Below are 21,190 nucleotides of genomic sequence, written 5' to 3'. Positions count from 1 at the left end.
CAGGAAAGGGAAGACGTGCGCGACGCGCTCATGATCCTTGTCGGCATCCTCCTGACCGCGGGCACGGCGGTCTTCGTCGCCGGGGAGTTCTCCCTCGTCGCCCTCGACCCCTCCACCGTTGAGACCCGCGCCGCCGCGGGCGACCGCCGCGCCGAGAGGGTCCGCCTCGCCCTGGGGCGCCTGTCCACGCTCCTGTCCGGAGCGCAGGTGGGCATCACGCTGACCACGATCCTGCTGGGCTACACGATGCAGGACGCCCTGGCCAACATCCTCGACGATCTCCTGTCCGGCTGGCCGGCCCGGTCCGTGGCCGCGGGCGCCTCCGTCACCCTCGCCCTCGTCCTCGTCAACGCCTTCTCCATGATCGTCGGCGAGCTCATCCCCAAGAACGCCACCCTGTCCGACCCCCTGCGCGCCGCCGGCCTGGTCACTCCGCTGCTGTCCGGCTTCACCACGATCCTGTCCCCGGTGATCCGCGTCCTCAACGGCACGGCGAACATCGTCCTGGGCTGGCTGGGCGTCGCCCCCGCCGAGGAGCTCAGCGGCGCCCGCTCCGCCGGCGAGCTCGCCGCCCTCGTGCGCCACAGCGCCCAGGAGGGGGCGCTGGACGCCTCCACCGCCGCCCTGCTCACCCGCTCCATCCGGGTCGCCGACCTGAGCGCCGTCGACGTCATGACCGACCGCGGCCGACTCCACACGCTGCCCGCCGACGCCACGGCCGCCGACGTCGTCGACCTGGCCCGCGCCACCGGGCACTCCCGCTTCCCCGTCACCGGGGACGACGTCGACGACATCCTGGGAATCGTGCACCTGCGCCGCGCCATCGGCGTGCCCTACGGCAGGCGCGCCGAGGTGCCCGCGGCCTCCTCCTCGCTCATGACGCCCGCTCCGCGCGTGCCCGAGACCATGCCCCTGGCCTCCCTGCTCGTCGAGCTGCGCGCCCAGGGGGCCCAGATGGCCGTCGTCGTCGACGAGTACGGCGGCACCGCCGGGGTGGTCACGCTCGAGGACGCCGTCGAGGAGGTCGTGGGCGATGTCGCCGACGAGCACGACCGGCGCCGCGGGGGCGCCCACCTGGAGGCCTCCGGTGACTGGATCGTCCCGGGCTGGATGCGCCCCGACGAGCTCGCCACCCGCGCGGGCGTCCACGTCCCCGACGACGGGCCGTACGAGACCCTCGGCGGCCTGATCATGACCGAGCTGGCCCGCATCCCCGCCATCGGTGATCGCCTCGTCCTGCCGCGGGCCGAGCTCGTCGTGGAGGCCATGGAGGGGCGCCGCGTCACCCGCCTGCGCGTGCGGCCCGCGGAGCCGGCCGCCGGCCCCGGCGAGGAGCCCACTGAGCGGGGGGCGCGCGCATGAGCGCCGCCGTCGCCCTCCCCATCGCCGTCGCCCTGCTGGTGGGCAACGCCTTCTTCGTCGGCGCCGAGTTCGCCGTCACCTCCTCCCGCCGCGCCGCCCTGGAGCCCCTGGCCGAGGCCGGCGACGCCCGCGCCCGCACGGCCCTATGGGCCCTCGAGCACGTCTCCGCCATGCTCGCCACCGCCCAGCTCGGCGTCACCCTGTGCTCCACGGGACTGGGCGTCGTCGCCGAGCCCGCCCTGGCCCACCTGCTCGCCGGGCCCCTGCTCGCCGTCGGCGTGGGAGAGTCCGGCGCCCACGCGGCCGCCGTCGTCGTGGCCCTCGTCATCGTCGTGTTCCTGCACGTCGTCACCGGTGAGATGGTCCCCAAGAACCTCTCCATCGCCGCGCCCGAATCCGCCGCGCGCTGGCTCGCCCCGCCGCTCGTGGCCCTCTCCCGGCTGTTCGGGCCCGTCATCACCGGGCTCAACGGGATCGCCAACGGGGTGCTGCGCGCGCTCGGCATGGAGCCGCGCGACGAGGTGCCCGCCGTCTACACCGTCGAGGAGGTCGCCGCGATCGTCGAGCGCTCCACCGCCGAGGGCGTCCTCAACGACGACTCCGGCCTGCTGAGCTCCACGATCGAGTTCTCCGAGGAGACCGCGCGCTCGGCCATGGTGCCCCTCGGCGAGCTCGTCACCCTGCCCCTGGACTGCACCCCGGAGGACGTCGAGCGCCAGGTCGCCTCCACCGGGTTCTCCCGCTTCCCGATCACCCGGGCGGGCGGGCCCGACGGCGCCGCGGCCTCTCACGAGGACGGCACCGAGCCGATCATCACCGGGTACATCCACCTCAAGGACATCCTGGGGGCCGATGAGCGCGAGCGCCGCGAGCCCGTGCCCGCCTGGCGCTCGCGGGCGCTCGTGCCGGTGCGTGCTGACGACGAGGTCGAGGACGTGCTCGCCGCCATGCAGCGCACCGGCGCGCACCTCGGTCGCGTGCTCGAGCCCGTCGGGCAGGGGCGCGGTGAGCGGACCATCGGCGTGGTCTTCCTGGAGGACATCCTCGAGGAGCTCGTCGGCGAGGTGAACGACGCCATGCAGCGCGAGGAGCACCAGCGCAGGGACCGGGACCGACCGGGGCCCAACGCCGAGGAGGATGAGTGAACGCCTTGCCGAAGCGGTATTGACCTGCCCGGATCCGCTCGTGCCACACCCCACGTGGCGCTCGCGGCGTCGGCTCGCTAAGGTGAAAGAGGCCGAGCCGATCGTCGGCCCGACCCGACCCCTGCCTCCCCGGTGGTGACCGAGGAAGTTCCCGGAACGATCTGGAGAATCCCAGCGTGAACCAGCCTGCCCTGACCCGCCGTCAGCGCCGTGAAGCGGAGCGGGCCGCCCAGGCCGCGCTCGCGGCGGCTGGGAGCGGTCAGGCCGAGGGCGCCGTCCCCGGTGCGGACGGGCTCGTCGGCGCCGTGATGGAGCCCCCCTCACGGGTGGCGGCGCCAGCCAGCGTCCCCACCCTCACCGCCGCCTCCGGGGCGAGTGAGCCCGTCCGCGCCGCCGCCTCGGCGCCCCGGGCCCCGGCCACCCGCTGCGAGCGCCTCCGGCAGGCGCGCCGCCGGGCCGAGCGGGAGGCCGCGAGCAGCGCGCCGAGCACCACCGGCGCCCTCCGCGCCGCGCGCTCCGCCGACGCCACCATCCAGTTCCCCGACTCGCCCCTGTACGCCAGCGTGATCGAGCGCCTCGCCTCGGCGCCCGAGCCCGCAGCGCCCCGGGCGAATCGCCCCTCGCCCGCCTCCCGGGATCCCGAGCGCTGGGAGCCCCGGGGCGAGGGCCTGAACTGGCGGCCGCTGTCGTCCGGGGACGACGCCCCCGCGATGGTCGCCCGCGACGACGCCCGCGAGCCCGTCGCGCTCAAGCCCTTCGGCGTCCCCACCGCGAAGGGCGGGGGCGGCGTGTCGCCCGCAGGCCCCGCGCCGCGCTCGCGCCGCGCCTCCGAGGGGCCGACGGCGGAGATCCCCGCCTCCGAGCAGCCCACCCCCGCCGACTTCGAGACCCCCGGGGGCTTCGAGGGCGCTGACGCCGTCATCCCGCCGGCGCGCGCCCGTCGCCGTACCCTGCTCGGCACCACGAGCAGGGTCGCCGTGCTCGCCGTGCTCGCCGTCGTCACCGTCGTCGCGCCCCTCGGGACCCGCCTGCTCGGCGATGAGGCAGGGCTCTCGCCCGCCTCCGCGGCGGCCCCCGCCCGCGCGGGCGTCGCGGTCGGCACGCCGTCGTCCGTAGCGGCCAGCGTGCTGGGCTCCGACGCTGACTTCCAGCCCGGCACGGACGCCGAGCTTCTCCAACGCCCCCGATGCCGCCACCCTGGCCCGCATCCGCGAGGCCTACGAGAACGCGGCGGTGACCTGCGCCGCCAAGCCCTCCGGCGCCTCCGGGAACACCAGCGCCTTCACCAAGACCCCCGAGCTCTTCTACCCGATGGTCTCGGGGACCTACGAGCTGTCCTCCGACTACGGCTACCGCATCCACCCGACCCTGGGCTTCCAGAAGCTCCACGCAGGGCAGGACATGGCCGCCTCGGTCGGCACGCCCATCTACGCGATCGCCTCGGGAACCGTGGTCGAGGCCGGAATGGTGGACGGGACCGGGACCGTGACCATCGAGCACCGCATCAACGGCACCACCTGGTACTCCTCCTACCTGCACATGTATGAGGACGGGATCTACGTCAAGAAGGGCGACACCGTCGAGGCCGGCAAGTTCATCGCCGGCGTGGGCTCCACGGGGTACTCCACCGGCCCGCACCTCCACTTCGAGATCCGCACCAAGAACGACGTCGCGGATTCCTCCACCGTCAACCCGTGGACCTGGCTCCAGGAGAACAAGGCTGTAGCGCTCACCACGGACTGCTCGTGAGGTCCGCCCTCGGGCGCCGCTGCGCCGTCATCGCCCACCGGGGCGGGGGAGGCGAGGCTCCGGAGAACACCTGGTCCTCCCTTGAGCACACGGTCCGGCTGGGACTGGAGTGGATGGAGACGGATCTGCGCGCCACCGCCGACGGCGTCGTCGTCCTCTCGCACGACCCGGGCCTGGGGCGGACCGCGGGCGATCCCCGGATGATCGAGGAGCTGCGCTGGGCGGACCTGGCCGCTGTCGACGCCGGCGACGGGCGCCCGCCCGTGCGCCTCGACGAGGCCCTTGAGGCCCACCCGGGCCTGGGCCTCAACACCGATCTCAAGGACGACCGCGTCGTCGAGGCGGCGATCGCCGCGGTGAGGCGCGCCGGCGCGCTGGAGCGGGTGCGCTTCTCCTCCTTCTCCTCGCGCAGGCTCGGCCGCGCCCGGGCCCTGGAGCCCTCCATCCGCTCCTCCCTGGGGACGCGGGACATCGCCGCGCTGCTCCTGTCCGCCGAGGCGTCCCTCCCGAGGCGCCTGCTGCGGCGCGCGGTCCTCGACCGCCTCTCCCACGGCGGCCGGGTCGACGCGGTCCAGGTGCCCACGGCACACTGGGGTGTGACCGTGGTCACCCGGCGCCTCATCGCCGCCGCCCATGCCGCGGGCATGGAGGTCCACGTGTGGACCATCGACGAGCCGACGGAGATGCGGCGCTTGGCGGGCCTCGGTGTGGACGCGATCATCACCGACCGCCCCGCTCTGGCCCTCCGCTCCCTCTGAGCGAGACCGGTCGAAAACTGCGCCGAGACCGGTCGAAAACAGGAGTGAGACCGGTTCACTCTCCACAGGCGGGGCGCTCAGCCCCGCGGGAGGGTCCCTGTGGTCCCGCGCCCTGGCGCCATGGAGCGCGCCCGTCGCCACATGCCGTCATTTCCCAGGTGCTTCCCAGCGCAACAGGGGGTGTGCTCCCAGGTCCGGCGGGTTACATAGTGACTGCCGCCGAACGGTGCGGGGCGCGAGGGTTGGGGAACCCGGCGACCACTTCGCATCGAGAACGGTGCGGGTCTTAGGGAGCCCGTTCCGGTCGCTTCGGTGAAGGAGGACCGCTCCTCCCTTGTCATGGGAACCGGGGGAGTCGAGCGGCCTCGCGAGCGAAGGGCCCGTGGGCCCGGGCGAGAGCCTGGGCCCACGGGCCCTCGACTCTTCCGTCGGCCGTGGCCATGCCCGGCCGCTCTGAGCGGGCCGCCGACGAGAACTGGTGCCCCGGACAGGATTCGAACCTGCGACCTTCTGCTCCGGAGGCAGACGCTCTATCCACTGAGCTACCGGGGCCCGCTGCGCGACTGTACCAGTGCCCGGCCTCCGGGGGAAACCGGCGGGCGGCTCCCGGCTCCCCCGAGGAGCCCCGGCCCGGGTCCGGTACTCTTGCGGCCGTGACCCCAGAAGAGCTCGCCGCAGCAATCCGCACAGTCCTCGCCGCCGCCGTCGACGACGGCTCCCTGGCCCTCGCGCCGGAGGAGATCGGGCTCCCCAAGGTCGAGCGCCCGCGCAACCGCGACCACGGGGACTGGGCCACCAATGTCGCCATGCAGCTGGCCAAGCGGGCCGGGACCAGTCCCCGCGCCCTCGCCGAGCTGCTCGCCCCCCGCATCGAGGCCCTCGATGGCGTCGTCTCCGCCGAGGTCGCCGGCCCCGGCTTCCTCAACATCCGCCTCGACGCCGCCAGTGCCGGCGAGCTCGCCCGCGCGATCGTCACCGCGGGCGAGGCCTACGGCCGCAATGAGACGCTGGCCGGCCAGCACATCAACCTCGAGTACGTCTCCGCTAACCCCACCGGCCCGGTGCACCTGGGCGGCGCCCGCTGGGCCGCCGTCGGGGACTCCCTGGCCCGCATCCTCGCCGCCTGCGGCGCCGGCATCACCCGCGAGTACTACTTCAACGACCACGGCACCCAGATCGACCGCTTCGCCCGTTCCCTGCTGACCGCGGCCCGCGGCCAGGAGACCCCGGAGGACGGCTACGGCGGCGCCTACATCGGTGAGATCGCCGAGCAGGTCACCCGCTCCGAGACAGCCGCCGGCCGCCCCGCGCCTGCCAGCCTGCCCGATGCCGAGGCCGCCGAGGTCTTCCGCGCCCGCGGCGTCGACCTCATGTTCGACTCCATCAAGGCCGAGCTCCACGCCTTCCGCTCCGACTTCGACGTCTTCTTCCACGAGGACTCCCTGCACGCCTCCCGCGCCGTGGACCGCGCCATCGAGCGCCTGCGCTCCCGCGGCGTCATCGACGACCACGACGGCGCCGTCTGGCTGCGCACCACCGACTTCGGCGACGACAAGGACCGCGTCCTCATCAAGTCCGACGGCAACGCCGCCTACTTCGCCGCGGACCTGGCCTACTACCTGGACAAGCGCGAGCGCGGCGCCGACTGCGCCATCTACCTGCTCGGCGCGGACCACCACGGCTACATCGGCCGCATGAAGGCCATGTGCGCGGCCTTCGGCGACGAGCCCGGCGTCAACATGCAGATCCTCATCGGCCAGCTCGTCAACCTCGTGAGCAACGGCCAGCCCGTGCGCATGTCCAAGCGCGCCGGCACGATCGTCACCCTGGAGGACCTCGTCGACGCCGTCGGCGTGGACGCCGCCCGATACGCCCTGACCCGCTCGTCCATGGACTCGATGATCGACATCGACCTGGACCTGCTGGCCTCCTCCACCAACGACAACCCCGTCTACTACGTCCAGTACGCCCACGCCCGCACCCGCAACGTTGCCTGCAACGCCGCCGAGCACGGTGTGGCCCGCGAGGCCGGCTTCGATCCCGCCGCCCTCGACGACCCCGCCGACGCCGCGCTCCTGGGCGCGCTCGCCCAGTACCCGGCGGTGGTCGCCCAGGCGGCCGAGCTGCGCGAGCAGCACCGCGTGGCCCGCTACCTGGAGTCCCTCGCGGCCGCCTACCACACCTGGTACGGCGCCACCCGCGTCACCCCGCGCGGGGACGACGCCATCACCCCCGGCCACGTCGCCCGGCTGTGGCTCAACGACGCCGTCAGCCAGGTCCTGGCCAACGGACTGGGGCTGCTGGGAGTCAGCGCCCCGGAGAGGATGTGATCCCCGTGAGCCCCAAGACCCCAGTGGACCCCGCGAACCCGACGGCGCCGATGAGCGCCCCCGGCCAGGCGGGGCGAGTCCCCGACGGCGAGGCCCCCCTGGGCTCGCTCGCCTGCCCCGAGCCGGCCGAGCGCCCCGACCTGTGGCCCACCACGGCCCATCGCGGCGACGACGGCCAGCTCGTCATCGGCGGGCGCGCCGTCACCGACATCCTCGACGAGGCCCCCACCCCCGTCTACGTCCTCGACGAGGCCGACATGCGCGGTCGGGCCGCCGTGTGGGCCACCGCCATGGCCGAGGAGTTCTGGCCGGGCTACGGCATGAACGGCGGCGGCGCCTTCTATGCCGGAAAGGCCTTCCTCACCACACGCGTGGCCCGGTGGATGCTCACCGACGGCCTCGGCATCGACACCGCCTCGCGCGTCGAGCTCGCCATCGGCCTGGCCGCCCTGCGCGGGGAGGGGGACGGCACCGAGACCTTCGAGTCCTCGCGCCTGGGCCTGCACGGCAACGGCAAGACCGCCGCCGAGGTCGCCGTCGCCGTCCAGCACCGCCTCGGGCACCTCGTCGTCGACTCCCCTGAGGAGATCGCCTACGCGGCCGAGGCCGTGCGCCGCCTGCGCGCCGAGGGGATCTACGGCCCCGACGAGCGCGCCGGCCTCATGGTGCGCCTGACCACCGGCATCCACGCCGGCGGGCACGAGTTCATCTCCACGGCCCACGAGGACCAGAAGTTCGGCCTGTCCATCCACACCGGCGCCGCCCGCGCCGCCATCGACGCGATCATCGCCTCCCCCGAGCTCGAAGCTGCGCGGCCTGCACTCCCACATCGGCTCCCAGATCACCGACCCGGCGGGCTTCGAGGCCGCCGCCGAGGCTGTCCTGCGCCTGCGCCACGAGGTCGCGGCCGACACTGGCGTGCTGTGCGAGGAGATCGACCTGGGCGGCGGCCTCGGCATCGCCTACACCGGCGCCGACGCCCCCGCCCCCTCGCCCGCGGCGCTCGCCCGCGCCCTGGCCGCCGTGGTGCGCCGCCTGTGCGCCGAGCTCGGCGACGCCGTCCCGCGCGTCTCGGTGGAGCCCGGCCGCTCCATCGCCGGCCCCGCCCAGGTCACCCTCTACACGGTGACCGGCCTCAAGCGCGTCGAGCTGGGGCAGGGCGCGAGCCGCCTCTACGTGAGCGTCGACGGCGGCATGAGCGACAACCTGCGCCCGGCCCTCTACGGCGCCGACTACACCGCGCTTGTCGCGGGGCGCCGACCCGACCCCGCCGTTGGCCTCGTGCGCTGCCGCTTGGTCGGCAAGCACTGCGAGAGCGGGGACATCGTCGTGCGCGACGTCGACCTTCCAGCCGACCTCGCCATCGGCGACGTGCTCGCCGTGCCGGCCACCGGCGCCTACGGGCGCTCCATGGCCATGAACTACAACCTCTTCACCCGCCCGGGCGTGGCCTGGGTGGCGGGAGGCGAGCAGGGCTGGGTCCTGCGCCCCGAGACCGTCGAGGACCTCCTGCGCCTGGAGGGCTGAGGCCGGGCCGACGAGGCCGCCAGAGGCCCATGTCCGGGGCGGCCGCTGCCTCTCGGCGGCTATGAGTGCTCGGGTCTCTCCCCCGGCCCGCCCGTCGGGCCCTGCTGGGTGAGGAGGTCGAGCCGAGCCGTGAGGCGGGAGACCTCCCGGTGCAGCGCCTCGACCTGCTCGCGGGTGGCCGTCTCCTGCTCCTCGGTCTCCTCGGCCACGAGGGAGACGATCCAGGAGGCCAGGGTCGCCGTGACCAGGCCGATGAGCGCGATCCCGCCGACCATGAGGAGCCCGGCGACCCAGCGGCCCGTCGTCGTGACGGGCGCGAGGTCCCCGTAGCCGACCGTCGTGATGGTGGCGAGCGACCACCACACCGCGTTCCCGAAGGTCGTGATGGTCGCCCCCTCGGCGCCCCTCTCGACGTCGAGCACCGCTAGGGCTGCGACGAGGGTGAGCAGGCACACGGCGCCCACGGCGTAGCTCGTGATCCTCCCGCGCAGGGCGCCGCCCGTGCCCTGCTGGATGACGCGGATGAGCGCGATGAGGCGCAGCAGTCGCAGGGGCCTGAGCAGCGGCAGGATGACGACGGCGAGATCCACCAGGTGGGTGGAGAACCAGCGCAGGCGCCTCGGCGCGATGGCGAGGCTGACGACGTAGTCCGCGGCGAAGGCTAGCCAGATGAGGTTCATCGCGGCCTCGGCGAGCTGGCGCTGGCCGCCGTGGAGGCGGCCGAGGACCTCCCAGGCGCGCAGGCGCTCGCCGTCGCGCTGCTTTCCCATGACCCAAGTCTAGGGATGGGGCGGTGGATCAGACAGCGGCCTCCCGGCCGATCCTGCTGGCGCGCTCGGCGTCAGTGGGGGAGAGGAGCCGGGCGAGCGCGGTGGCGGCGCTGGACACGTCGGAACTGCCCGTCGAGATGAACTCGATCATGAGCCCGAAGGACGTGCTCTGGATGAGGGCCGCGATCTGCTCGGCCGTGATCTCCTCGGTGAGAGTGCCGAGCTCCTGCCAGCGGCGGCTCAGGCGCGTGAGCATCTCGCGCATGTTGTGATAGCGCTGATTCGATTGCCTCCGGAGCTCCGGGCTGCGGGCCAGGTCCCCCCAGATCGCGACGACGATGAACGGCCAGGCGACGTCGTCGTCCTCCTCGCGCCCCTGCTGGCCGGAGGCCGGCCGCTCCGGGGCCAACAGGCTCTCGAGCGCGTCGATGAAGGCCTCCTGAAGGCCTGGCGGCTCATCCATCTCCGCCAAGGCCTTGATGCGGGCGATGACCGGTTCCATGCGCCGATCGGACACGGCCTCGATGATCGACTGCTTGCCGTCGGGGAAGTAGCGGTAGACCGTCGATGACGACATCCCCGCCTCGGTGATGAGCTCGTCCATCGAGGTCGCGTGGAAGCCCTTGCGGGCGAAGCAGCGCGCCGCCGCGCGCAGGATCCGCTCGCGCTGGCGCTGCCTGTGCGCGTCCGTGACTCGTGGCATGCCCCGAGGATACGTGGTGAGGGGATGATCACTATCAAAACGAAACGATCGTTGTTGACTTTCTCGTCCTGGCGGGCCTAGCCTGCTTAGGCAAAGTAAAACGTTTGTTTTTTCATGGAGGTGGTCGCATGACTACGACAGCCGATCTCTCCGCGCCCGCGGCAGCGCCGCGGACCCCGGGCGGTGGTTGCCGCCGCATCGTCCTCAGCCTCGTCCTCACCCAGCTCATGATCGTCCTCGACATGACGATCGTCGTCATCGCCCTGCCGCACCTCCAGGCGGACCTGGGCATCACCGATGCCCAGCGCTCCTGGGTGGTCACCGCCTACAGCCTCGCCTTCGGCGGCCTCGTGCTCTTCGGCGGCCGGCTCACCGCCCTGCTCGGGCTGCGGCGCTCCTACCGGATCGGCCAGCTCGGCTTCGCCACCACCAGCCTCGCCGCGGGCCTCGCCCCCTCCTTCGCCATCCTCGTGACGGCCCGGGCCCTGCAGGGGATGTTCGGCGCCCTCCTGGCACCCACGAACCTCGCCCTCATCAACGCGGTCTTCGTCGAGAAGCGCGAGCGCGACCGCATCTTCGGGATCTTCGGGGCCACCGCTGGGCTCGGCGCGGCGGCCGGCCTGCTCATCGGCGGCGCCCTGACCGACTGGCTCTCCTGGCGCTGGTCCCTCTACATCAACGTCGGCATCGTCGCCTGCTCCCTGCTCATCGGCAGCCGTCACCTCCCCGCGCGCGGCAGGGATGACGCCGCCGGACGGGCGGGCGACGACCTCCTCGGCCTCCTGATGGGCTGCGGGGCCTGCTTCAGCGTCGTCTTCGGCCTCGACCGCGCCGAGCAGGGCGGATGGCGTGCCACCGCCACCATCGTCTGGCTCGCCGCCGGAGCGCTCCTCGCCATCGCCTTCATCGTGCGCGAGCGAGTGGCGGCCAGGCCCGTCCTGCCCCTATGGCTGCCCTCCGACGCGACCCGGGCGGGCGCCTACGCGGCCCAGTTTGTCGTGGGCGCCGCCCAGATGGGCTCCTTCATCGCCCTCACCTACTACGTCCAGCAGCACCTCGGCTACTCGCCGGTCACAGCCGGCCTGGCCTTCCTCCCGCTGAGCGCGGCCCTCATCATCACGGCGGTGGTGGCCGGACAGTTCCTCGTGCCGCGCCTGGGCGCGGGCGGGATGATCCCGCTCGGCTTCGCGGTGCAGGCGGCGTCGTTCCTCATCCTGTCCCGCATCACCGTGGATTCCTCCTTCGCGAGCATCGCCCTGCCCGGCACGATCGTCTTCGGCGCCGGCATCGGGCTGGTCAACCCCGTGACCTTCAACGCCGGCACGCACCGGGTCCCCGAGCGGCACATCGGCCTGGCCTCGGCCCTGCTGAGCGCCGCCCAGCAGATCGGCGGCTCCTTCGGCGTCGCCCTGCTGACCACCTACGCCTCGCGCATCGGGCAGGACTACGCCACCGGCCACGCCGACGCCGTGCGCGCCACGGGAATGCGCGAGCTCATGGAGGCGGGCGCCACGCCGGACTCCGCCCAGGGGCGGGCCATCGTCTCGCGCTTGACGGCCGAGCTCGCCGACGCCGCCCGCATCCACGCCTACTCCTCGAAGCTTCACCCTCCTGGCCTGCATCGTGGCAGGAGCCATGGTCATCATGACCCTGGCAGTCCTCGCCCTGCGCCGCCGCCAGCTGCGCGCCGCCTCGTAAGCGGGCTCGCGCGCCCCATCCCGGGCCCCTCCCAGTGGCGGCATCCGCGAGACGCGCGCTGCGGGGCGGGGCCCGGGCCCCTATGCTGGGCCGGACCGGCTCGTCGTCGACTCCAGGGCCCCAGCGGGCCCGCCGCCCGGGCGCTCCCGCGCCCTCGCAGTCCCCGACGCCGCGCCCGCCCAGCCCCGGCGCCCGTGCGCCCCGAGAACCAGGTGGTCAGACGTGACTGAGAATCCCCAGCGCCCCGAGGCCCGCACCCTCACTGTCGGCGTCCTCGGCGCCGGCACCGTCGGCAGCCAGGTCATCCGCCTCCTTGGCGAGCAGGCCGACGACTTCACCGCCCGCTCCGGCGCCCGCCTGGAGATCACCGGCGTCGCCGTCCGCGACGTGAGCGCCCCGCGCGACACCGACGTCCCCCATGAGCTCCTCACTGACGACGCCACCGCAGTGGCCACCGGCAACGACCTCGTCATCGAGCTCATCGGCGGCATCGAGCCCGCCCGCACCCTCATCCTGGCCGCCTTCAAGGCCGGCGCCTCCGTCATCACCGGCAACAAGGCCCTCATCGCCGCCCACGGCCCCGAGCTCTACGCCGCCGCCGCGGCCGCCGGCACCGACTTCTACTACGAGGCGGCCGTCGCCGGCGCCATCCCCGTCGTCTACGCCCTGCGCGAGTCCATGGCAGGGGATCGCGTCACCTCCGTGCTCGGAATCGTCAACGGCACCACCAACTACATCCTCGATGAGATGAGCACCAAGGGCCTCGGCTTCGAGGAGGCCCTCGCGGCCGCCCAGGGGCTCGGCTACGCCGAGGCGGATCCCACCGCCGATGTCGACGGCCTCGACGCCGCCGCCAAGTGCGCCATCATCGCCTCGCTCGCCTTCCACACGCGGGTGGGCATCAACGACGTCGACGTCACCGGCATCCGCTCCATCACCGCCGACGACATCCGCGAGGCCCATGCCTCGGGCTGCGTCCTCAAGCTCCTGGCCGTCGCCCAGCGCCGCGAGGACGACCACGCCAACGGCGTCTCCGTGCGCGTCCACCCAGCCCTCGTCCCGGCCGATCACCCCCTGGCCAGCGTCCACGGCGCCTTCAACGCCGTGCTCGTCGAGGCCGAGTCTGCCGGCCGCCTCATGTTCTACGGTCAGGGCGCGGGCGGGGCGCCCACCGCCTCCGCCGTGCTCTCCGACGTCGTCGCCGCCGCCTTCCACCGCGTCGGCGGGGGGCAGGCGCCCCGCGAGCTCGCCTACGCCGACCTGCCGATCCTCGGGCCCGAGGCGGCGCTGACCCGCTACCAGGTCCAGCTGCGCGCCGTGGACGCCCCCGGAACGCTCGCCGCGATCATGCAGGCCATGGCCGACCACGGCATCTCCATCAACTCCGTGCGCCAGGCGTCCTACGTCTCCGACGGCGTCGATCCCCTCGTCACGATCGTCACGCACCCGGCCGCCGTCCTCCACCTCGACCGGGCGGTCGATGCCCTGCGCGACATGGAGCAGGTCCGCGAGGTCGTCTCCGTCCTGCGCGTCGAGGGGGAGTGAGGATGCGCATCGCCCATGAGGAGGCGCGGGTCCGCGTCCCCGCGACCACCGCCAACATGGGGCCGGGCTTCGACTCCTTCGGCATGGCCTTCCGCTTCCACGACGAGGTCAGCGTCCGCCCCGTCATCGGCGCCACGAGCGTGCGCGTGGAGGGCGTGGGCGAGGGCGTCGTCCCCACGGATGACGACAACCTCGTCGTGCGGGCCCTGCGAGCCGGGCTCGAGGCCGCGGGCGCCCCCCAGGCGGGCTTCGAGATGCGCTGCGTCAACCGCATCCCCCACGGCGGGGGGCTCGGCTCCTCGGCGAGCGCCGCCGTCGCCGGCCTCATGCTCGCCCGAGGCCTGCTCTCAGACCCCCAGGCCCTGCCCCTTGACGCCGTCTTCTCCCTGGCCACGCGCTTCGAAGGACATCCGGACAACGTCGCCCCCGCCGTCTACGGCGGCGCCACGGTGGCCTGGATCGAGGCCGACGGGACCCCCCGCTCCGCCCCCATGCCCGTGGACGGCTCCCTGCCTGTGACGCTCCTCGTGCCTCCCCCGGCCACCCGCCTGTCCACCGAGGAGGCCCGCCGGGTCCTGCCGGACTCGGTGCCCCGAGCCGACGCGCTGTTCAACACCTCCCGGGCCGCGGTCCTCATGCTGGCCCTCGCCGGTCGCCCCGACCTGCTCATGGCGGGCACGGAGGACCGTCTGCACCAGGAGTACCGCCGCGATGTCCTGCCCGGCTCCATGGCCGTCATGAACTCCCTGCGCGAGCAGGGCTACCCGGCGGTCATCTCGGGGGCCGGCCCCACCGTGCTGGTCCTGGCGCGCCTGGCCGACCAGACCCGCTTCACCCTGGAGCAGCACGGCTGGCAGGTCCTGACCCCCGGCATCGACACCCAGGGCGCCCGCCTCCTGTGAGCAGCCCCGTGGCCGACCGCGCTCAGGCCCCCGCCCCCCTCTCTCCGAGACCGGTCGAAAACGGCATCGAGACCGGTTGCCCCACGGCGCCCGGGGGAGGGGAGGCGGCCTCGCGCGGCCCGGGGCGCGGGGGCGCCTCCTCCCGCGCGGGAGAGGCTGCCGGCGCCGTCATCATCCTCATCCTCGGGCTCCTCCTGGGAGCGCTCGTCCTCTCCGGGCGCAGCCACCACTACGTCCAGCCGCTGCTCACCCCCGTGCTCGGCCTGACCGCCGTCCTCCTCCTCGCCCTCGCGGCCTGGAGCCTCTGGGCGCTGCGCGGCGCACGACGGCGGGGCCCCGGCGCCCACGGCCCGCGGGCGGCCTCCTGGCTGCTCCTCCTGCCCGCAGCCCTGGCGGCCGCCTCGCCCGCGCCGCTGGGGAGCGCCCTGCTCACCTCCACCGCCGTGGGCGGGGGAAGGGCGGCAGTCGCCCACGGCGAGGCCGGTGGCGCGGTGGCCGTCAACGCCTGGACCGGTGAGCGCATCGACCTGGCCGCGCGCGCCGGCCGGCGCGCCGCCGCGCTGCCCGACCTCGACCCCGGCGCGGACAACACGCTCACCCTGGCCGAGCTCGGCCAGTACTGGGACTCGGCGCGCCGCGGGGAGCTCCTCGGCGAGCGCGTGACCGTGATCGGGTTCGCCGCCCCCGACGGGGAGGGCGGCTGGCTCCTGGGCCGCTTCCAGATCATCTGCTGCGCTGCCGACGCCGTGCCCTACCATGTGGGGTTGCGCGTCGGCGGCGGGCAGGTCTTCGGCGCCGACGTCGGCGCCCTGCGCGCCGACGACTGGTACGCGGTGACCGGCACCGTTGTCGAGGACGGGGGCGGGCCCGCGATCGACGTCGAGCGCCTCAGCGAGATCCCCCAGCCCGAGGAGCCCTACCTGTGAGCGCTGCGGGTGCGGCGGTTGCGGCGCTGAGCGCTCCCGCCGCCCTGGGATCCCCGGCTCCCCAGACCCCCGTCCCGGCAGGGCTCGACGGCGCCGCGAGCTCCTGGGCGACCATCGTCGTGGCCATCACGGTTCAGGCCTTGCCCTTCCTCCTGCTGGGAGTGCTGGTCTCCGCCGCGCTCTCCGCGCTCGTTCCCGTCCGCCTGCTGCGCCGGGCCGCGCCGTCCAGCCCCGCCCTCGCGGTCCCGGTGGCCGCAGGGGCCGGCGCCCTCCTGCCGGGCTGCGAGTGCGGCTCCGTGCCGGTGGCCCGCTCGCTCATCAATCGCGGAGTCCCGCCCGCCGCGGCCCTGGCCTTCCTCCTGGCCAGTCCCGCGATCAACCCCATCGTGCTCGTGTCCACCGCCGTGGCCTACCAGGGCTCGCCCAGCATGCCGATCGCCCGCCTGGCCGCCTCGCTCCTCGCCGCGGTGCTCGTGGGCTGGGCCTGGATCGTTCTCGACGGCGACGCCCGCCTCGCCCTGGGCGCGGAGGGCGCGGGTCGTGGGGAGTCCCTCGCCAGTGGCGCGCACGGGGGCGCTGGCAGGCTGGACGCCTTCCGGGCGGCGGCCGCGCACGACCTGCTGGAGGCCGGTGGCTTCCTCGTGGTCGGCCCCATGGTGGATCTCAAGCTCATGGCCATGCAGTACGGCGCCTTCGGGCGGCGCTTCGTGGCCCGCTTCGTCCCGCTCGCGCTGGGCGCCGCCATGATCTGCGCCCTCGCCGTCGGCCTCCTCCTCCTCTGAGCGAGACCGGTCGAAAAACGGAGCGAGACCGGTCGAAAAACGGAGCGAGACCGGTTCGGAGACGGCTGGCGGGGTGATCGAGGCACCCCTCAAGTAGTTGCACTCTCAACTAACTGGAGTAGAGTCGAGCCATCACGCGCAGGCGTGAGAGCCGTGAAAGGACAGCGCCATGAGCAGCGAGCAGATCACCCCGGGCGCGGCGCCCGCGACAACCGCCGTCGACCGCCAGCCCCGGGCCGCCCAGGCCCCCGCGCCCCGCCACCGGATGCACTTCGGCATCTTCACCGTCGGCGAGATCGTCGCCGACCCCGCCACCGGGCGCGCGCCCAGTGAGCACCAGCGCATCAAGAACACCATCGAGATGGCCGTGGCCGCCGAGCAGCTCGGCCTCGACTTCTTCGGCACCGGTGAGCATCACAACCCGCCCTTCGTCCCCTCCTCCCCGGTGACGCTGCTGGGCAATATCGCCGCGCGCACATCCCGCCTCCTCCTGTCCACCGCCACCACCCTCATCACCACGAACGACCCCGTGCGCCTGGCCGAGGAGTACGCCTACCTCCAGCACGTCGCCGACGGCCGGGTGGACCTCATGATGGGCCGGGGCAACACCGGCCCCGTCTACCCCTGGTTCGGGAAGGACGTCCGCAAGGGCATCTCGCTCGCGGTGGAGAACTACGACCTCCTGCGCCGCCTGTGGCGCGAGACCAACGTGGACTGGGAGGGGGAGTTCCGCACACCGCTGACCGACTTCACCTCCATGCCCCGTCCTCTCGACGGCGCCGCCCCCTTCGTGTGGCACGGGTCCATCCGCTCGCCCCAGATAGCCGAGCAGGCCGCCTACTACGGCGACGGCTACTTCCACAACAACATCTTCTGGCCCCTGGACCACACCAGGAGGATGGTCGACCTCTACCGGCAGCGCTTCGAGCACTACGGCCACGGCAGGGCTGAGCACGCCCTCGTCGGCCTGGGCGGCCAGTTCTTCGCCGCAGAGTCAGAGGCCGCGGCTATCGAGCGCTACACCCCCTACTTCCGCTCCAGCTACGTCTACCAGGGGGCCTCCCTGGAGGACATGACCGCCCGCACCCCGCTGACGGTCGGCACTCCCGAGCAGATCGTCGAGCGCTACCTCACCTATCGCGACGCCGTTGGCGACTACCAGCGCCAGGGCTTCCTCATCGACGCCGGCGGGGTCCCGCACTCCGTCGTCATGGCGCAGCTCGAGATCCTGGGCACCCGGATCGTGCCCGCCCTGCGAGCCGAGCTCGAGGGCTCCCGCCCCGACGGCGTCCCCGACGCCCCGCTCCACCCCCGTCACGAGGCCGCCCTCACCGGCGTGGAGCCCCCTGCCGAGGAGCCCTTCGGGCTCGTGAACGACTTCGACCCGCTCACGGGCCGGAAGGTGAGGATCTGACATGAGTGAGACGCCTCGCGGCGCGCGGAGGCAGGGGGCGAGGCGTCCCGCTCCCGTCGGGGAGTACGGCGAGATGTCCGACGCCTACGAGCGCGCGCAGATGGACCGCATCCCCCGGATCGTCGCCGTCCACGCGGGCCTGGGGGCGCCGTCGACCTCCGCGATGCTCGCCGAGCGCCTCGTGGAGGCCGCGCGCGCCGCCCTGGAGTCGCGAGCGCGGTTGGCTACCACCGAGGTCATCGCGCTGCGGCCACTGGCGGCTGATATCGCGCTGGCCGGGGTTGGGGGCCCGATCAGCGCAGGGCTCCAGTCCGCCATCGACTCGCTCTCCTCGGCCGATGGCATCGTCGCGGTCAGTCCCGTCTTCCAGGGCTCCTACACGGGCCTGTTCAAAGGATTCTTCGACGTCATGCCCGACGGTGCCCTGCGCGACGCGCCCGTCCTCATGGGCGCCACCGCCGGCACCGCGCGGCACAGCCTCGTCACCGAGATGGCCCTCCGGCCACTGTTCACCTACCTCAAGGCCCGCCCGACGACGCTCGCTGTCCTCGCCGCCAGTGAGGACTTCGGTGCCGCATGGGCCGAGGGCTCCGACGGCGACGGCCCCCACCGGGGGGCTCCCCTGGTTGATCGGGTCGCCCGGGCGGGGGAGGAGCTCGCGGATCTCATGACGCGGCTGAGCCGCCAGGCCCCGGTGGACGCGCTCGCGGACTTCACTCCGATGGCCGACCTCCTGCCGGGGCGGCCGCGCGGCGGGGATGCGGCGGGCGGCGTCTCCTGAGCGCTCTCGCCCGATGGCGCGAGGGAGGCCTCGGCCCGGACTCGACGCGTGTTGGTGGTCGCGCTGGGGATGGCCGCCGATCCCTGCTATGCTGCGTGCAGCGGCCGAGCCATAGCGCCTCCCCGTGGCGACGCAGCCAGCCCGCCGCGAGCACTGAACCACCGGACCGAGGGAACACCCAGGCGCCGCGCAGTGCATCACCTCTCCCGTGAATGAATCCGGGATTTCCCCCTATCCGCGCGCAGCCATCGCGCGCGCCACACCATGAGGACACTCGTGACTGAGACTTCCAGCGCCCCCGCCCTGACTGCCATGCGCCTGGCCGAGCTGCAGCGGCTCGCCTCCTCAATGGGGCTCAAGGGCACCTCCCGCATGCGCAAGAGCGAGCTCGTCGCCGCGATCCGTGACGTCGGCGCCTCCGCGGCGCAGGCATCGACCGCTCCCAGCGCCAAGGACGGCGCGGCCCCCGCCCCCGAGCAGGCGGGCGCTCCTCAACCGGCGAGCGCCGCGGGGTCGGCCGCCGCCTCCGCCGAGGCCCCCTCGCAGGGCCCCTCCCGTCCGCGCCGTCGTCGTGCCACCGCCGCCGCCGGAGCCCCGAGCGACGCCCCGGTCTCCCTCGAGCTCGACCTCCCCGCCCGATCGGAGAGCGGCGAGGATGCCCCCGCGCAGGGCTCCGACAGCGGGTTCCGCCCTCGTCGCGAGCGCGCCGACCGCGCTGATCGCGGCGAGCGGCTGGATCGCCCCGAGGAGGGCTCGCGCCGCCGTCGCCGCGCCGAGCGCGACCAGCGCCCCGCCGACGCCCCCGATTCCCCCGAGGACCACCTCGACGCCAAGGCCGCCCTCATGCGAGACCTGGCCGACGTCACCGGCACCCCCGCCGTCGAGCCCGCTGAGCGCGGCCGCCGCGACGACCGCCCTGAGCGCGAGGGCCGCGATGGGGAGGACGAGGGCCGGCCCGGGCGCCGTCGTCGGGGCCGCAAGCGCGGCCGCGACCGCTACGACGACGAGGGGGACGGCCGCGACAGCCGCAACCAGCAGCAGGGCCGGCAGCGCGCCCCCCGCGAGGACGAGGTCCTGCTCCCCGTGGCCGGCATCCTCGACGCCTCCGACCCCAACCACGCCTACCTGCGCACCTCCGGCTACCTGCCCGGCCCGAAGGACGTCTACGTCTCAGCCGCCCAGCTCAAGGAGCACGGCCTGCGCCCGGGCGACGCCGTCTCCGGCTGGGTCCGCGAGGGCGGCGAGTCGGCTCAGGTCGGGAGCGGTCACGGTGGGCGCCAGAACCGGCGGCAGAACCGCGCCGGCCGCGTCAAGTACAACCCCCTGGTCTCCGTGGAGACGATCAACGGCATGGATCCCGAGCGATCCAAGCGCCGCCCGGAGTTCGCCAAGCTGACCCCCCTCTACCCGCAGGAGCAGCTGCGCCTGGAGACCACGCCGAAGGCCGTCACGCCGCGCGTGATCGACCTCGTCTCCCCGATCGGGAAGGGCCAGCGCGGGCTCATCGTCTCTCCGCCCAAGGCGGGCAAGACGATCGTCCTTCAGCAGATCGCCAACGCCATCGCGGTGAACAACCCGGAGGCCCATCTCATGGTCGTGCTCGTCGACGAGCGCCCCGAGGAGGTCACCGACATGCAGCGCACGGTCAAGGGCGAGGTCATCGCCTCCACCTTCGACCGCCCGGCCTCGGACCACACGATCGTCGCCGAGCTGGCCATCGAGCGCGCCAAGCGCCTCGTGGAGCTCGGGCAGGACGTCGTCGTGCTCCTTGACTCCATCACCCGCCTGGGTCGCGCTTACAACCTCGCCGCGCCCGTCTCCGGCCGCATCCTGTCCGGTGGTGTCGACGCCGCGGCGCTCTACCCGCCCAAGCGCTTCTTCGGCGCCGCGCGCAATGTGGAGAACGGCGGGAGCCTGACGATCCTGGCCACAGCGCTGGTGGAGACCGGCTCGAAGATGGACGAGGTCATCTTCGAGGAGTTCAAGGGCACCGGCAACATGGAGCTCAAGCTCTCCCGCCAGCTCGCCGACAAGCGCATCTTCCCCGCCGTGGATGTGGCCGCCTCGGGCACGCGCCGCGAAGAACTGCTCATCGACCCGGCCCAGCTGAAGATCATGTGGCGCCTGCGCCGCCTCTTCGCGGGCCTGGAGCAGCAGCAGGCCCTCGAGCTCGTGCTCTCCAAGCTCAAGGACACCCAGTCCAACGCCGAGTTCCTCATGGTCATCTCCAAGACGACGCCGTCGGGCGCGTCCTTGGCGGACGCCGACGACGGGGAGTGACGCGCTGACGAGCCCCTGGTTGGGCGGGGCTCGCGCGGAATGGGCCCGCAGCCTCTATCCCGAGGCCGCGGGCCCGTTCCGCGCGTCAGTGACGCGGGTGCCGCGCTCAGGCACCTCGGCGGAAGCCTCACCTCCTTGGCGACGAGGTGGCGCCGCAGGGCGATCTCGCCGCCGAGGATGACGATGACGCCCGCCGCCCTGGGGATGATGCAGACGATCCCCGCGGTCCCGAGCTCGGCCAGATCACTCGGGCTCATGAGGGACGCGGGGCGAACGGCTTGCGTGAACGTGGATCGAGCTCGTGGGAACCGCTCCAGCAGCATCCTTCGCCCCGTATTCGACGTCAGTCGGGGACAGCCGATAGTGGGGCTTGATGCAATTCCTATGGCCGAGATGACTGGAAGCCGCAGCGGCCCAGCTTCCCTCGATATGACTCCCCATCGCTGCGACCCCCGCTCCCACTGCCGCTGCTAGGGCGTAGGTGACTGCCGGTTTGGTGAGCTCTTGGGACTGCTCCG

16 protein-coding genes, 1 tRNA gene and 1 pseudogene are annotated in these 21,190 nt (G+C 73.5%); 14 read left to right on the top strand and 4 right to left on the bottom strand.

The genetic code is table 11. The features are described 5' to 3' along the window. Positions 1–15 precede the first annotated feature (15 nt). Both ABXS69_RS08895 and ABXS69_RS08890 read left to right on the top strand, forming a co-directional pair. Complete coding sequence (locus ABXS69_RS08895; RefSeq protein ID WP_366180318.1) at positions 16–1,362, top strand: hemolysin family protein; 1,347 nt, start codon at positions 16–18, stop codon at positions 1,360–1,362. Continuing rightward, a complete protein-coding gene (locus ABXS69_RS08890) occupies positions 1,359–2,507 on the top strand; it encodes a hemolysin family protein (protein ID WP_366180317.1) in 1,149 nt (382 codons plus the stop codon). The genes ABXS69_RS08895 and ABXS69_RS08890 overlap by 4 nt, the downstream gene beginning before the upstream one ends. Positions 2,508–2,766: 259 nt before the next feature. Here the strand turns inward: ABXS69_RS08890 and ABXS69_RS08885 are convergent, their stop codons facing one another. Further along, positions 2,767–3,609, bottom strand: coding sequence for a hypothetical protein (locus tag ABXS69_RS08885; RefSeq protein ID WP_366180316.1), 843 nt, complete (start codon positions 3,607–3,609; stop codon positions 2,767–2,769). A 131-nt stretch (positions 3,610–3,740) separates the two neighbouring features. On the opposite strand from ABXS69_RS08885, the gene ABXS69_RS08880 reads away from it, so the two are divergent. Both ABXS69_RS08880 and ABXS69_RS08875 read left to right on the top strand, forming a co-directional pair. Then, positions 3,741–4,256 carry a M23 family metallopeptidase gene (locus tag ABXS69_RS08880; RefSeq protein ID WP_366180315.1) on the top strand — a complete coding sequence of 172 codons (516 nt, stop codon included), beginning with the start codon at positions 3,741–3,743 and terminating at the stop codon, positions 4,254–4,256. Beyond that, positions 4,253–5,014, top strand: coding sequence for a glycerophosphodiester phosphodiesterase (locus tag ABXS69_RS08875; RefSeq protein ID WP_366180314.1), 762 nt, complete (start codon positions 4,253–4,255; stop codon positions 5,012–5,014). The genes ABXS69_RS08880 and ABXS69_RS08875 overlap by 4 nt, the downstream gene beginning before the upstream one ends. Before the next feature lie 476 nt (positions 5,015–5,490). Here the strand turns inward: ABXS69_RS08875 and ABXS69_RS08870 are convergent. Beyond that, positions 5,491–5,566: transfer RNA gene (locus ABXS69_RS08870), tRNA-Arg, on the bottom strand. Between the two features lie 101 nt (positions 5,567–5,667). On the opposite strand from ABXS69_RS08870, the gene argS reads away from it, so the two are divergent. Together argS and lysA are read left to right on the top strand one after the other, a co-directional pair. Beyond that, positions 5,668–7,344, top strand: a complete 1,677-nt coding sequence (gene argS / locus ABXS69_RS08865) for an arginine--tRNA ligase (protein WP_366180313.1) — start codon at positions 5,668–5,670, stop codon at positions 7,342–7,344. A gap of 50 nt (positions 7,345–7,394) precedes the next feature. Further along, positions 7,395–8,871, top strand: a pseudogene (gene lysA, locus ABXS69_RS08860) (diaminopimelate decarboxylase). A gap of 59 nt (positions 8,872–8,930) precedes the next feature. Here lysA and ABXS69_RS08855 read toward each other — a convergent pair. Together ABXS69_RS08855 and ABXS69_RS08850 are read right to left on the bottom strand one after the other, a co-directional pair. Next, complete coding sequence (locus ABXS69_RS08855) at positions 8,931–9,641, bottom strand: potassium channel family protein (protein WP_366180312.1); 711 nt, start codon at positions 9,639–9,641, stop codon at positions 8,931–8,933. Between the two features lie 28 nt (positions 9,642–9,669). Continuing rightward, positions 9,670–10,344: a helix-turn-helix domain-containing protein gene (locus tag ABXS69_RS08850; RefSeq protein ID WP_366180311.1), complete on the bottom strand. Its 675-nt coding sequence runs from the start codon at positions 10,342–10,344 to the stop codon at positions 9,670–9,672. Between the two features lie 128 nt (positions 10,345–10,472). Between ABXS69_RS08850 and ABXS69_RS08845 the strand changes: the two genes are divergently transcribed. The 8 genes from ABXS69_RS08845 to rho all read left to right on the top strand — a co-directional run bounded on the left by ABXS69_RS08845 (position 10,473) and on the right by rho (position 20,672). After that, entirely contained in the window at positions 10,473–12,272 is a 1,800-nt protein-coding gene (locus ABXS69_RS08845) for an MFS transporter (protein WP_366180310.1), read from the top strand. Further along, positions 12,265–13,587, top strand: coding sequence for a homoserine dehydrogenase (locus tag ABXS69_RS08840; protein WP_366180309.1), 1,323 nt, complete (start codon positions 12,265–12,267; stop codon positions 13,585–13,587). Before ABXS69_RS08845 ends, ABXS69_RS08840 begins: the two co-directional genes overlap by 8 nt. A gap of 2 nt (positions 13,588–13,589) precedes the next feature. After that, positions 13,590–14,489 carry a homoserine kinase gene (gene thrB, locus ABXS69_RS08835; protein WP_366180308.1) on the top strand — a complete coding sequence of 300 codons (900 nt, stop codon included), beginning with the start codon at positions 13,590–13,592 and terminating at the stop codon, positions 14,487–14,489. After that, a complete protein-coding gene (locus ABXS69_RS08830; RefSeq protein WP_366180307.1) occupies positions 14,486–15,415 on the top strand; it encodes a TIGR03943 family protein in 930 nt (309 codons plus the stop codon). Before thrB ends, ABXS69_RS08830 begins: the two co-directional genes overlap by 4 nt. Next, a complete protein-coding gene (locus ABXS69_RS08825) occupies positions 15,412–16,197 on the top strand; it encodes a permease (RefSeq protein WP_366180306.1) in 786 nt (261 codons plus the stop codon). Before ABXS69_RS08830 ends, ABXS69_RS08825 begins: the two co-directional genes overlap by 4 nt. A gap of 169 nt (positions 16,198–16,366) precedes the next feature. Continuing rightward, complete coding sequence (locus ABXS69_RS08820) at positions 16,367–17,611, top strand: CE1758 family FMN-dependent luciferase-like monooxygenase (RefSeq protein ID WP_366180305.1); 1,245 nt, start codon at positions 16,367–16,369, stop codon at positions 17,609–17,611. A 1-nt stretch (position 17,612) separates the two neighbouring features. Continuing rightward, positions 17,613–18,392: a CE1759 family FMN reductase gene (locus ABXS69_RS08815; RefSeq protein WP_366180304.1), complete on the top strand. Its 780-nt coding sequence runs from the start codon at positions 17,613–17,615 to the stop codon at positions 18,390–18,392. Between the two features lie 276 nt (positions 18,393–18,668). After that, positions 18,669–20,672, top strand: coding sequence for a transcription termination factor Rho (rho, locus tag ABXS69_RS08810; RefSeq protein ID WP_366180303.1), 2,004 nt, complete (start codon positions 18,669–18,671; stop codon positions 20,670–20,672). The last annotated feature ends 518 nt before the right edge of the window (positions 20,673–21,190 follow it).

It is taken from the genome of Actinomyces timonensis (assembly GCF_040702965.1).
In the GTDB taxonomy this organism is placed as follows: Bacteria; Actinomycetota; Actinomycetes; order Actinomycetales; family Actinomycetaceae; genus Actinomyces; species Actinomyces timonensis_A.
This window is presented reverse-complemented; position numbering and strand designations above follow the sequence as displayed.